The following is a 13425-nucleotide window of genomic DNA, read 5'->3' as shown; positions in this document are numbered from 1 at the left end:
GATTGGACACCTTTCCAGCAGCCGCTCAGAATTAAGACGAGTGGCCGAACCACTAGATTCGAATACGAACCGGGTGGCAAACGCATGCGTCAGGCAACTGCCAACTTGAGTACGACCTATATCGATGACGACCTCAAACATATCATTGATAGTGGGGAGAGCGTAGATAAAGAAAGCTGGATACATACAATCAAAGTTAATGGCCAGGCCGTTGCGGTCATAGATAAAACGCTAGGCGAAGCAGATAAAGTATCATTCATACACCGTGATCTGGTCGGTAACGCTGATACCGTCACCGACATCCACGGCAACATCATGCGTATCACCAAAGCCGACGAACAAGTTCCTGCTTATCCTGTGTACGCTCCATACGGAGAGCTTTTAGGGTACGCTTCCAAAACAGATAACGCGCTCGAGGGTGAGGGAACCGTTGCAGAACAAGGGAGTTATCGCGAAGCCTTTGAGCGTAAATCCAGTGCTAATGATGAAATCGCTGAATTCATTGACATCAAAATGAAAGAAACCGGCATTAACGTGAATAACTGTACCCTCGGAAAAGTCTGCTCCCAATCAACAGGCCAGACCCGGGTTACATTTACGGCTGCGAGTCAAGCGAGCTTCCAAGGCCAGATCATAGACCAACTGCCAGGCTTTACCGGGCATGAGACGTTGAAAGAGCATGGTCTGGTACACATGAATGGGCGTATCTATTCACCTAAGTACGCGCGCTTTTTGAGTGCTGACCCAACGGTGCCTTACCCTACGCGCTGGTATTCGTACAATCGCTATATGTATGTGGGTGGTAATCCTGCAAGCCGATATGATCCGAGTGGGTTTACGGACTTGTATGCAGATGGACAATGTCCATCCTGCAATGAACCACCTATTGTCGTGACTGCTCCGGCTCCGCCACCACCGCAGCCGTTTGATCAGTATTGGGCGCAGCAGATAACAACGAATGCGATTAATCAATCGATAAATCAGACGAATAATTCTTTTGCACAAAAGGGGTATTCACCTGAGAAAGGTGGATGGCATGACTACACTGTGGGGCCTAACTCAGTTTGTGCAGCAGCCTTAGCGTGTACACAAAAAGAAATGGTTGATCAATTCGCTAGGTTTGCAGTCCCAGGGCAGGACCCGTCGAAACCTGTTTCTGATGGTAGTACATATTGGGTTTTTGATCCCAGAAATGGAATTCCGGCAGGAAAGGTTTTAACAACGGTTAGTGATAACGGTATGTCAATTATCAATACAACTCTTTCGTTGCATGTTTTGCATGATGGACAAATAACACGAAATTTGTCTCAGGACGATCGCGGAGCTTGGTTTGTAACGACAAGAGGTATTGGGAATAATGTCATTCCATTAACGTCGATAGGTTGTGATACTTGTGCGTCCGTAAATTCATGGCAAGGTCCCAAAATCTTTAATTATGTCGATGCCCAAATGAGGGCAAATATCGAAGCTCATCATCGCTAGGCCCATTGGAGTTATTGATGAAAATACAACGTAATAAATTTACTGTAATTACATTTTTTTTATGCGGCCTAATATTTTTTATAGCTGTAGGAATGCAAGTTTTGGCAAATAAAAATACAACACAGTTGGCTGATGAGCCAATATATGCACTTAATGTCTTTATTGATGATGTAGAACAGAGAGATCGTCTTTTCGATCAGTTAAGGAGGTTTTCTGATAAACATGCATTTGCTATACGAATTGCACCTACTACGCCTGAAGATAAGAATCTTATAAGCCATATGTGGCGAGAAGACATTAAGCTAGTGATGGTTAATCCGTTTGAGGAAGAAAAATACAGGATTTATTTTTATAAAAATAGTGCTAATGCTGTACCGGAAGATATTTTAAATCTATTGGTTTTGGAGCTTAAATCCTTTTTAACTGACACTCCTAGTGTGATAGTTACAGAGAGAAAATAAGCTTATTTGATTAAAAAATATCAAGAAACTACAGCTTTTGTAATAACATAAGAAAGTTTTGATATGAGGAATATTCGGCAACGTCATGTGGATCATGAAAGCTGACGAGCAAGTACCCGCTTATCCTGTATATACTCCTTACGGAGAGCTCTTAGGGTACGCTTCCAAAACAGATAACGCGCTCGAGGGTGAGGGAACCGTTGCAGAGCAAGGGAGTTATCGCGAAGCCTTTGAGCGTAAATCCAGTGCTAATGATGAAATCGCTGAATTCATTGACACCAAAATAAAAGAAACCGGCATTAACGTTAATTACTGTACACCCGGAAAGGTCTGCTCCCAATCAACAGGTCAGACCCGGGTAGAATTTACGCTGGCGAGTCGGGCGAGTTTCCAAGGGCAGATCATAGATCAGCTGCCTGGATATAATCGTCAAAGACAGCGACTCTAAATATGGTAGGTCTTTCATATCCGAAGGCTTCATTTTCGAACAAAATCTCAGCCATAGCTTTGCAGGTAGAAGTTAGGGCTAATAAGGTTAATAGCAGATGAAAGGGTCTTGCCTGCATGGCTCTAAATCTCACTGAAGTGTTGCGATGAGTATAAGTATAACCGTTGTTTTCTTACTTGATTGAGAAGAAGGCCCACTTCCTTGTGGGCTCAGGTGCCGTAGCAAGCATACTTGCCTGGCAGCTGGAATATTTGCAGACCTTCCCGATGTGGTACATCATGAGAAAGTAGTAGTTTTAGATGATAAGCAAAAAGGACTCGCCCTAGGGGAGTTCGCATCGTTAATGGCAAATCGCTATTTTTACACCACTGAGGTGTGGGGATGGCTTACACCGATAATCTTCAGGTGGATGTAGCGACCTTCGGCTGGCCATTCAATAGAAGCTCCTTTATTCAACCCGATCAGAGCTTCCCCAGCAGGGCTGAGAATAGAAATTTTATCAGATGAACCTCTGCATTCTCCTGGGTAGGCCAGTTCTAATTGGTACGAGGCTCCAGTATCTTCATTTACGAAATTGACAATTGAGTTCATGGTGACGACATCCTCTGGGATCTCTCCTTCAGCAACACGCTTTGCGCGATCCAACTCTTCTCCTAAGCGTTCGGCAAGGCCAGTTTGATTTGGTAACTGATCGAGGATCTGACAAAGGCGTTTATAATCGCTGTTTAGTAAAACGATGGGCGGAAGTGTGGGCATTATTGTCTCCTGATAGTGAATTCTTGTGATTGAGGGCAGCTAAGCGCCGGACCTCAATGTAAAACTCGCTCAGGTCCGGCGATAAGAATGGAAGGCAGGCGTCTCCAGCACGCGATCTCCCCGCGTGCTAATGATCTTCAATGGTAATGTGTTTGATATGCTCACAGAGTTTTTTTCTCGATGCGATTCTGTTGGTCAAAAAGAACTATACCACTGGCGTCTATTGTTGTCAGTGGTATGTAGGCTACTTCTCTCAGGACAGGATTATAGTTGCTCGGCAGGGCCGAAGAACTCGAAATGGAGTAGAGAGGGGGGAACTTGGAGTTCCGAACATATCTGTTTTACGCACGCCATGAACGGTGTTGGCCCCAGACAGAATACCTCAGCATTGCGATCAGCAGGCAGGTGTTGTCCGAGTATGCTGAAATCTATATAACCGACTGCATCAGGCGTATCTATTTCGTCTGGTTGTTCGTAGATGGTGACGCATTTCAGGTTGTCATGCTGTCGCTCCAGTTCGCTCAGGAGCTCCTGGAACGCTTGGTGGCGACCATTGATTGCTGCATGAATGAAGGTCACTTTCTGGCCGCTGGCAATGCAGTCATTGAGCATACTTATGGCTGGAGTGATACCAACGCCTCCGGTGACTAACAAAACGGGACGTGAAAGTGTTGAAGGTAATACGAAGTCACCAGCGGGAGCGGTCAACCATACTTCGTCATCTATGCGTGCTTTATTGTGAAGGTACGAAGAGACTAATCCATTGCTTTCCTTTTTAACCGAAATGCGGACGCCTCGCTTTCCAGGAGCGTCAGACAAGCTATAGTTGCGCCGAACCGGTTGGCCATCAATCGTGAGTACAATTCCGACGTATTGACCCGGTGTGAAGTCAATTACGACCTCACCAGTATCGGGGGTGAGATAGAAAGATGAAATTACATCGCTTTCCTTTTCTATACGCTCAATCAGGAATCGCCTTTCGCCTCGCCAGCCACCCTGGCGCTTGGCGTGAGCAGCATACAGCTCTTCTTCCGTTTGAATTAGTAGACTGGCAAGCTGTTGGTAGGCGGCTCCCCACGCGTCTGCGACTTCTTCTGTGACGACATCTCCCAGAATCTCACTGATCGCTTCCATAAGGCACTCGCCGACGATGGGGTAGTGTTCTGGCAAGATGTTCAATGAACAGTGCTTGTGCGCAATAAGGCTGACGGCATGACTCAGAACCCCTAGGTGATCGATATTAGTCGCATAGGCGACCAAGGCATTTGCTAGCGCCTGTCGTTGAGTGCCTTTTTGCTGGTGTGTCTGATTAAACAGCCCAATTACTTCTGGATAGCGTTCGAACATCAACGGGTAGAAGTAATCGGTAATCTCACGCGCGTGCGCGCCCACTACTGGCGCGGTCGTTTTAATGATATTAATTTGGTGAGTGTTTAGCATGAATGATCTCTGTATGTAGTTAGTTGTTGTCGATGTCGTTATTACGACTGAGGATGAGGCTGTGTGTCGGTGGTTGTGGAGGCTGAGCTTTGGTAGCTAAGGGCGTGTTCGCGTGCGCATTCCACTAGCTCTGCTAAATCCTCGGGACTGATATCAATAAATGAATCTTGTTGGCGTAGCGCGTACTGATAATCTTCCACAGTCAATTCAATTAGGTTGTTTTCGCTAATTGAAGGGTGGGGATGCGGCGTGTGATACACCAGTGGTACCGGGTAGCGTCGCCATGGATAGGCATAGTTGTATATGACAGCCGCACCGACTAGTGTGCCAGCGTTTAATAACGCAGGTACCATAATGAACTGATATCCCATTGCCTCAATATCGGCCCCACCAGTGACTGCGACCAGTGCAACCGCTGCCCCGGGTGGGTGAAGACAGCGAAGATAGTGCATGCATATGACCGAAAAGCCGACAGCGGTTACTGCAGCCGCCGCATCATGCTGAATCCAGTGGCTACACGTGACTCCCAGGGCAGCTGATGTTAAGTAACTTCCCATGACAGGCCATGGTTGCGAGAGCGCACCATGCGGTACTGCAAATACCAATACTGCAGATGCTGCGACCGATGCCATGACCAATGTAAGGGGGTGGTTGGTGGGGTATGCACTGAGCACGCTATATATGGCGAGAATACCTACTGCCGCTCCGATTCCAGAAATTAGCTTCTCTGTGTGGGATGTTGTATCAGACTGAACTCCTAGATAATGAAGCACGCTATATATCAGTAAAGAATTTCTTTTCATCGTTTTTGTTGCGCTTGGTACTGAAGACGAAGGATGTAGCCTAGTTTGATGCCTACCGCGCTGACCATGGCAGTGCCATGACCCGCTACCAGAAGATGAATAGGTAATGATTGCTCAAAGATCGTCACGATGGCTAAACAGACAAGTACGAGAGTTGTTGAAATGCTCATCGCGAGAAGACTAATAACGTTCAGATTCATGCTTACACTCCGCTAGTAGGAATGCGATGCACTATATATGGTCTTAATATTTTTAATAAATGATAAATTATTGTACTTTATATAAATAAATTTAATATAAAGTGATCAAATATGGACGCTGTCCTAGTTCGTACTTTTCTTGAGGTTGTTTATGCTGGAAGTTTTGTTCGAGCAGCAGAAAGCCTTCACGTCACACAAGCAGCGGTCACTGCCAGAATACGTAGCCTTGAAGATTCGATGGGCGCTCGCTTGTTTGTCCGTAACCGGGCAGGCGCGTCTCTCACTCCGGAGGGAGAGCGCTTTCTGCCCTATGCAAATACGATCATTTCCGCTTGGGGCAGGGCTCGTCAGAGCATAGCTATTCCTGAAGGGCATACTGAACGTCTCAGATTGGGCAGTGAAGCGACATTATGGAATCCTCTTCTGACGCAGTGGGTATCTTGGTTGGAGGCTGAGCTGCCGGAGGTCGCGGTCGATGCCTCCGTCGCTGAAGCTAATGACCTGAATCGAGCGATGGAAGAGGGGCATTTAGATGCTGTCATTTTGCATCGACCTAATTACTTTGCTGGGTGTTGTGTGGAGCAATTGTTGGAGGAAAAGCTAATTCGTGTGCAGAGTCCTCTGGGGGCTGAGCCAGACATTTATATCGACTGGGGTAGGGGTGTAGAGAAACAGTATTTAGCCTCGTTAGCGTCGCGAGAACAAAGTGCATACTCTTTTAATTTCGGACCTGCAGCTTTGCAGTTTATGCTTGCTGTTGGCGGTAATGGGTGGTTTCGTAGTCGTGTGGTACAGCCTTACCTCGATAACGGAAGGCTGATTCGTATGCCTGACTCCGATGAATTTACTTATCCTATCTTCCTTGCATATCGGTCTGGTCGAGGTGAAAGCCTCGATAGAGCCTTGAAAGGTCTTCGTGAGGTGTCAGCAATCAATACTCCCTGGTTCTTGTGATTGATGTGTATTAAAAATCATTAAAAAGTTGTAATTCCATAGTACTTCAGTTTTTACGATTAAGGATGTACACGGCAGATGTTGGATGCTAGAAACCATTTGGTGGAGGAGATTCTGGGCGGGGCCCTCATCGATCAATGTTAATAAAGCCCTTTGGTCCTTACTCATCAAGCTGGTATCGCAAAGCTTTTCATTCCAGCGTTGAGTCTATTGATATTAGAAAAATAAGAAAAATACTAAAGAATATTTATGCTCAAAGTCTCCAATCATAGCTAATCATTGGGCAATGTATGACTTAGACAGTGCTCCAGAAAAAGCTTTACCTCCTGAAATAAACGTCGAGTATATTTGCAGTTGCCGGATATTAATGGCGATGATGTTGCGCAGTCGATCGTTAACTTGATGGGCGAAGATGCTCCAAAAATTATTATTATAAGTGCATATGGACGGGCATTAATCGGGAATGAATTTGGCGATGACATACCAGTTTATAGTGACTTTTTAAGTAAACCGATTACACCTTTGCAGTTATCTGAATCGGTAGAGCGAGTGTTGAATAATCGGGAAAATCCTGTAGTCGAAAACAATGGACGTTTGCAGCGTTTAAAGGGTAAGCACTTGTTAGTGGTAGAAGATAATATTATTAATCGTGAAATAGCTTATGAACTTTTAGCTGCCGAGGGCGCTAACGTGGATTTAGCGACAGGCGGGATTGAGGGGGTTGATAAAGTTATATCAGGCACTTGTGTTTATGACCTTGTTCTTATGGATATTCAAATGCCCGATATCGATGGCTTAGAAGCCACACGAAGAATTCGTGCTGATGGCCGTTGGAATAATCTCCCCATCGTGGCTATGACGGCTAATGTCTCATTAGAAGACCGTGAGGCTTGTGCTGCGGTTGGAATGAACGCTCATATCAGTAAACCAGTTGATCTTGAAGAGCTAGTAAATACGGTCTTATTGGTGGGGATGGGAACCTCAACTGAGGATAAAAATGTATCGACGAACGATAGCTCTTATGAATTGATTGAAGATAAGTTAAGTCTTCTGCGAAGATTCAATAATAATAAGAACCTATTTAAAAGAATGCAGAGTATGTTTGTACCAGAAATGCAAACAATCATTGAGGAAGTTGCTTTGTGTTGGCAAACCAAACAATGGCATGAAAGCACGAAAGCCCTACATACGTTAAAGGGTGCCGCTGGAACAATGGGGGCCGTTCGTCTTTCTCGACGTGCGCGAGATATGGAGGAAAAGTTTAAATTAATAAATGATGATAATGCTGTCGATGTTGAATGTTCTGGCTTATTAGTAGAGCTTATAGAGTTAGTTCAGCTCAGCGATGGGGCATTGGCTAGTCTGATCGATAATGACGAAAGATAAGCGCTAATGGATACTTTCACTTGAGCCTAATGGTGGATAAGAAGCATTTACATTGTGTTTGATCGTTGCCTAAAATCCGTTTACCTGTCTTGTTGTAGCTATTTTTACTAATGATTCAGTTCTTTTCTGGATGGGCGGAATAAAGCGCCTGTCCTTCTTAGATTGAATAGTTGTAGAGAAGTTATTTCTTAGCTTGTTTTCAATGTGGCTTTAAATGCCATATCTTTTGCGTATTCTTTAGGGGGAAAATCCAGTCCTCTACAAAGGTATGTTTGTAATCTTGCACTCATTGCTACATTAATAATTATAAAAACGACAAGGTCATCACATGGATACTAGTAGTGAATGTATCCCTCTTGGGCACATTCAGACGTATTTTGATTTACGCCGCACATTGAAGCTGGATGCTACTTGGCTTATGGATAGAGCGAAACTGAGCGTCCAAAAGCCTGATGAAACGCTGGAAGCTATACTCGGTATTGACGAGCAGCGCTTTTTTAAAAATGCCAATATTGAGCTTCGACCGGGTGAAGAAGGCGGCTTTATCAATACTAAGCAGTGTGTAGCCTTGGTTGATCAGGCCGTAAAACAACTCGATATGCCATATCTTGGTTTGGTCATGGGGAACCTAATGACTGCAACTTCGCATGGCATGGCTGGTTTAGCTGCAGTAACTCAACCGACTTTATGGGATTGTGGTCTGGCCGTAACTCGTTATTGTCAGGAGTTATTTCCACCACTGGAAATGTCTGTACGCCTTGAAGGCCCTATAGGTATGTTTGTTATCGAAGAGAACATTTCGTTAGCTCCGTATACCCATTTCTTCATGGAGTTGAATGTCGTTAGTTTTTACAACATTTTTTGTGATTTAGTTGGCGCGGATGATGAACCACATTTGGTCGAATTTGGCTATCCTGAGCCTGCTTGGGGTAATATCTATCGTCGTTATTTTCGCTGCCCCGTTGTGTTTGACTGTCCCGAAACTCGCATTGTCGGGAAGTCGTCCCTGAAAGACAAAGAGTTACCATTAGCTAACCGACTAATGGCGATAACTGCTGAAAAAACCTTATTTGAAAATATCCCAACCAAGGCTATACGGTTATTACCATTACGACTTAGGCGTTTGCTTGTGCGGTACTACGGTGCTTTTCCATCCCTTGAAAAAGCCGCCAGTGAGCTAGGCATGAGTGGACGAACGATGCGCCGAAAATTAGCGGAAGATGGAACGTCCTATCAGTCTGAACTTGATAGGGTGAGGGAGAAATTCTCACGCGAATACTTTGCTCGTGGGGGGAACTCGATTACTGAGTTGGCATTACTGCTCGGTTTCGCAGATTCATCAGCGTTCGCCAAGGCATTTCGGCGCTGGACCGGTATGGCCCCTACCGAATATTTAGAACGGCGCAGTCATCACAATTAATTGGAACGCATTAGTTATTGGTGGCCATATAAAGCCGAGTATTGGCCGCTTAAAATTGGATGGATAATGTCGCTTCAATTCGCTTCAAATGAACAGATATTTAATTTATAAATGGCCATTAATAACCGACTACTGTCCGCTTACGGCCAGCAAGTTAACACTCTAGGGAGTACTGTTGTTACAAGGTTTCATCGTTTCCTAAATCGTGAAATCTAAAAATAACAACAATATTCCCTAGGAGCGCATCAATATGATGTCCAAACGTATTCTTAAAGCCGGTTATATCGGCTTGTTAGCTTCAATGTTACCTGTTGGCGTAGCGATGGCTGCACCGTCAGTGGGTCCATCTGGAATGGATTTCTACGAAGTGCCGTCGATTTATGCCGGTAGTAACGGAGATCTTATTTGGTATCGTTCTGCCACTGTTGATGTAGGTGCTAGCGTAGTGTCTAAAGCGTGGAACGTTATGTATCGTTCTACGGATTCTTTAGGTGCAACCAACACAGTTACCGGTACAGTTATTGTTCCTAACGCTGCATGGACTGGCCCTGGTGAGCGTCCAACCCTAAGTTACGCCGTAGGTACTCATGGTTTGGCACAAGGTTGTGCACCATCACTGCAATTGGCCGGTGGTACTGACTACGAAAATCGTAACATTGCTGCGGCGTTAGCAAAAGGTTATGCGGTATTAGTAACGGACAACGCGGGTTACACCACTGGTGATTCACCAACCTACCTAGCAGGCGAATCGCAAGCGCACGCAGTTCTGGATATCTTCACTGCGGCATCGCAAATTCCTAATGCTGGCATCAGTGCAAATGCACCTGCAGTAATCTGGGGTTACTCTCAAGGTGGTCAAACTGCATCTTGGGCTGGCGAAGTACAAAAGTCTTATGCTCCAGACCTTAACCTAGTCGCTATCGCTGCTGGCGGTACTCCTGCTGATTTCCCATCCACTGCAGCGTACTTAGATGGTAGCGCAGGTGCTTCTTTCCTATTGGGCGCGGTTGTTGGTTTGGCTGAACAATATCCAGATGATATCCCACTAGATGAGCTAGCAAGTGCCAATGGTCATGCTGCTATTGCAGTTGCTAAAGACCAATGTGTATTTGAATCTTTGTTCGACTTTATGAACGACAGCATTTCTGAATACACTGTCGGCTCTAAAGGCTTAACAGAACTGTTAGCGATTCCATCGGTTAATGATGCTGTGACTGCGCAAAACTTGGGCGACGGAAAGCCTTCTGTGCCTGTATACCAATATCATGGTCAAGCGGATGAATTCATTGAAATTGAACAACACGCAGCGTTGAAAAAACGCTATTGCGGTAAGTTTGCAAAAGTGACATTTGATATCTTCCCAAGTGAGCATATCGTTACTCAATTCCAAGCGGCTCCGCATGTGTTGGAATGGTTTGACGAGCGCTTTGCCGGCACCTCAGTTGATAACAGCTGCTACAGCTTCTCTCAAGCGCCTAAGTCAAATGCCAATCCTGGTGGCGGTGATTTCGTCGTATCTCTGAATGATTGGAATCTAGGTGCAACAATCCATCTTGCGACCTTAGATCAGGATGTGATCCTGCCTGAAGATTCTTCTTTGACAGCTGATACGAACATTACTCAAGGCACCTTGATGGGGTCAATGTCGGTGCCAGATTTTGATACTAAGTTGAACATCCTAGTGAATCTAGATGTGAACCTGAGTATTGAACCTGTAGGTCCAATTACTGGTACTGCTGGCTTAAGCCGTGATGGCATGTTGAATATTGACGGTCAAGCGGACGCTAATGTTCTGATCAATGCTGCTGGTTTTGGCTGGTTGAAATTACCGTTTAACTGTACTACCACAAGCCCTGTTGCTTTCCCAATTGCCTATGAAGGCCCAATTGGTGATTTAGGTGCAGGATACCTAGAGTTTAATGGCACGACTGAGTTCTCTGAACTTAAGTGCGGTTGGATGACGAGTTTGTTCAACAGCTTGGTTGCAGGCCCTGGTCAACAGTATCAGTTCACTGTTACACCTCCAGCTCCTACTCGTTGGTAAGCAGTAAAGTGTGATAAATAAATGTGCCGAGAGTGTTTGCTCTCGGCCATTTTTAATTCATTAGAGGAATAGGCGATGAATAATAAAAATACAGCCATTCGTGTTGGTATAGCTTGCTCATTACTTACCATAGCAGCTGTCGGTGTTGTTGTTTGGTTAACACCTGATAGTACGACGGTTAAAAATACTGTTGTGGCTTCAGCTGACTATAACGTACCAACAACTACGACGTACTCGAAAGAAGAGCTGTCTAAAATGGACGCTAAAGATATTATTAAAATGCAAATGGTTGCAGAAACTGCGGCAATTGCTGCCGTTGAATTGGAACCTGTCGTTGCTCCCTTAACAGAACGCCCGGAATATGTATCTTCTCCGGAATGGATTATTTTGAATGGCGTTGCATCGCGACATGAAACTCCCGATCTAGAACTTGTGCGTTTAGTTAACTTATTGCGCTTTAACAAGCAGATGGAAGCGTTAAACAAAGCAACGGACGACAGTGTTCGCATAAAGCTTGCTGAGGCGATACTACGACAAATGCCAGATCGTGTTAGCAATAAAGAAATGTCGATTGAAAAAGCACAGTCTATTCAATTGTCTCTAATCAATACGCTCTATACAGATCCCGAACAAGTTCGAGAACGCGCGGCTGAAGAAGCTGAACGCATTGGTGCGCAATTTCAAATTCGCCAATCTTAAAATTAAACAATGGGATGCGACATTGTCGCGTCGTTGTTCCGAAGAGGCCAAGGCTTGCATGCCTTGGCCTTTTTGTTTCCTCTCAGAATTCTATTTTCGGCAGATCTGTGGCGTGTGCTATCTGGCTACTTTACAAGTATCAACTATAGTTAATTCACATATGGGTTGGCGTCTGCCACGGGAATTTAGTGCTCGAATTTGGTGGTTTGGGGGTATCGGTGTTTTTCAAACAAAAAGAACGAGGGCCATCGTTGGCCGAAACTGAGGCGATGCGTCGTCGTCTTGAAATGTTGGAACGAGAGAATGAAGTTCTGCGCAAAATCAAAATTGTAGCGGATATGCGCAGTCAATATAGTTTAGAGCAGCTGCAATATACGACCTCATTGCAAAAGCTATGGTTTTCTTCTTCGGTTACTGTGGACGATATTCGTAACACAATGGCAGCCTCTGCGGCGCGTCTCGCAGGAGAAAATGCACAAGTTGATGCTTCCGTTGCTAAGGTCTCAGATATCAGAGGTACGCTGGCGAATCTTGCCAGTCAATTGACGGATATCCGTGATAAATCTGCGGATGCCTCCGAGGCTGTTAGTGGTCTAAAGAATGTCGCGTCGGGTATTGAGAATTTTGTCGGTTTAATTCAAGGCATTTCAGAACAAACTAACTTGTTGGCTTTGAATGCTGCGATTGAAGCGGCACGAGCAGGTGAACAAGGGCGTGGTTTTGCCGTTGTTGCAGACGAAGTACGCACGCTTGCTCAACGAACAGCAGAAGCGACGGCTGAGATCGGAAGTTTGATTTCAACCGTGGGTAGCGAAGTCGACAGGGTGTCTGAAGGTATTGGAGCCGTGGGGGATCACGGGGCTGCTTTATCTGATGAAGTACGTTTGGTTTCTGAGCACATCAATGCAATAGGGGATGTGTCACGCCATGTTTCCAATAGTTTCTCTCATACCGCGAGTGAAAGTTTTATTGAAACTGCAAAGTTGGATCATGTCGTTTGGAAAGCTCAGGTATATCAATGCATTTGGCAAAATAAACCACAGGTATGTGAATCTCTTGCAGATCATACTCATTGTCGCCTGGGTAAGTGGTATATCGAAGGTGAGGGGAAGCAGCGCTACAGCCATCTTGCTAGCTTTGCCCGATTGGATGAGCCTCATCGGCAAGTGCACGATTCGGGCTTTAGGGCGATGGCTGCCTTCAAAGATCAGGATCGCGAAAAAATGTTGAAAGAGCTTGAGCGTATGGAGTCTGCTAGCACCCAAGTCATTCGTATCCTTTCTGAAATGGAACGAGAAATTAACGCTAAAAACTAATGCTAAGACTATTTTC

The 13425-nt window shown here is 45.2% G+C and carries 13 protein-coding genes and 1 pseudogene; 10 read left to right on the top strand and 4 right to left on the bottom strand.

Annotated features, from left to right (window positions below; translation table 11 throughout):
* The first annotated feature begins 84 nt into the window (after positions 1–84).
* The 3 genes from TOL_RS09265 to TOL_RS09255 all read left to right on the top strand — a co-directional run bounded on the left by TOL_RS09265 (position 85) and on the right by TOL_RS09255 (position 2391).
* Complete coding sequence (locus tag TOL_RS09265; RefSeq protein WP_015487060.1) at positions 85–1482, top strand: RHS repeat-associated core domain-containing protein; 1398 nt, start codon at positions 85–87, stop codon at positions 1480–1482.
* Between the two features lie 17 nt (positions 1483–1499).
* Positions 1500–1943, top strand: a complete 444-nt coding sequence (locus TOL_RS09260; protein WP_041588463.1) for a hypothetical protein — start codon at positions 1500–1502, stop codon at positions 1941–1943.
* An 85-nt stretch (positions 1944–2028) separates the two neighbouring features.
* Positions 2029–2391, top strand: coding sequence for a hypothetical protein (locus tag TOL_RS09255; RefSeq protein ID WP_015487058.1), 363 nt, complete (start codon positions 2029–2031; stop codon positions 2389–2391).
* Between the two features lie 360 nt (positions 2392–2751).
* Here TOL_RS09255 and rnk read toward each other — a convergent pair whose 3' ends face one another.
* The 4 genes from rnk to TOL_RS09235 all read right to left on the bottom strand — a co-directional run bounded on the left by rnk (position 2752) and on the right by TOL_RS09235 (position 5590).
* Positions 2752–3147: a nucleoside diphosphate kinase regulator gene (gene rnk, locus TOL_RS09250; protein WP_015487056.1), complete on the bottom strand. Its 396-nt coding sequence runs from the start codon at positions 3145–3147 to the stop codon at positions 2752–2754.
* Positions 3148–3411: 264 nt separating this feature from the next.
* Positions 3412–4587: an NO-inducible flavohemoprotein gene (gene hmpA, locus TOL_RS09245; protein ID WP_015487055.1), complete on the bottom strand. Its 1176-nt coding sequence runs from the start codon at positions 4585–4587 to the stop codon at positions 3412–3414.
* Between the two features lie 41 nt (positions 4588–4628).
* A complete protein-coding gene (locus TOL_RS09240; protein ID WP_081601115.1) occupies positions 4629–5390 on the bottom strand; it encodes an HPP family protein in 762 nt (253 codons plus the stop codon).
* Positions 5387–5590: a hypothetical protein gene (locus TOL_RS09235; RefSeq protein ID WP_015487053.1), complete on the bottom strand. Its 204-nt coding sequence runs from the start codon at positions 5588–5590 to the stop codon at positions 5387–5389. Before TOL_RS09235 ends, TOL_RS09240 begins: the two co-directional genes overlap by 4 nt.
* A 111-nt stretch (positions 5591–5701) precedes the next feature.
* On the opposite strand from TOL_RS09235, the gene TOL_RS09230 reads away from it, so the two are divergent.
* The 7 genes and pseudogenes from TOL_RS09230 (at position 5702) to TOL_RS19305 (ending at position 13409) form a co-directional block, all read left to right on the top strand.
* Positions 5702–6544, top strand: coding sequence for a LysR family transcriptional regulator (locus TOL_RS09230; protein WP_015487052.1), 843 nt, complete (start codon positions 5702–5704; stop codon positions 6542–6544).
* 348 nt (positions 6545–6892) lie between these two features.
* Positions 6893–7930 (top strand): response regulator, encoded by a 1038-nt coding sequence (locus TOL_RS09225; protein WP_041588462.1) that lies wholly within the window; start codon positions 6893–6895, stop codon positions 7928–7930.
* Between the two features lie 328 nt (positions 7931–8258).
* On the top strand, positions 8259–9350 hold the full coding sequence (locus TOL_RS09220) for an AraC family transcriptional regulator (protein WP_015487050.1): 1092 nt from the start codon (positions 8259–8261) through the stop codon (positions 9348–9350).
* 250 nt (positions 9351–9600) lie between these two features.
* On the top strand, positions 9601–11394 hold the full coding sequence (locus TOL_RS09215) for a lipase family protein (protein ID WP_015487049.1): 1794 nt from the start codon (positions 9601–9603) through the stop codon (positions 11392–11394).
* A gap of 75 nt (positions 11395–11469) precedes the next feature.
* Positions 11470–12093 carry a hypothetical protein gene (locus tag TOL_RS09210; protein ID WP_015487048.1) on the top strand — a complete coding sequence of 208 codons (624 nt, stop codon included), beginning with the start codon at positions 11470–11472 and terminating at the stop codon, positions 12091–12093.
* Between the two features lie 269 nt (positions 12094–12362).
* Positions 12363–12995, top strand: a pseudogene (locus TOL_RS19420) (methyl-accepting chemotaxis protein); the annotation flags it as partial.
* 15 nt (positions 12996–13010) lie between these two features.
* A complete protein-coding gene (locus TOL_RS19305; RefSeq protein ID WP_231848020.1) occupies positions 13011–13409 on the top strand; it encodes a CZB domain-containing protein in 399 nt (132 codons plus the stop codon).
* Positions 13410–13425 lie beyond the last annotated feature (16 nt).

This window comes from Thalassolituus oleivorans MIL-1 (assembly GCF_000355675.1).
Taxonomy (GTDB): domain Bacteria; phylum Pseudomonadota; class Gammaproteobacteria; order Pseudomonadales; family Oceanobacteraceae; genus Thalassolituus; species Thalassolituus oleivorans.
Note: the sequence above shows the minus strand (reverse complement) of the source record. Positions and strands in the feature narration are given on the sequence as shown.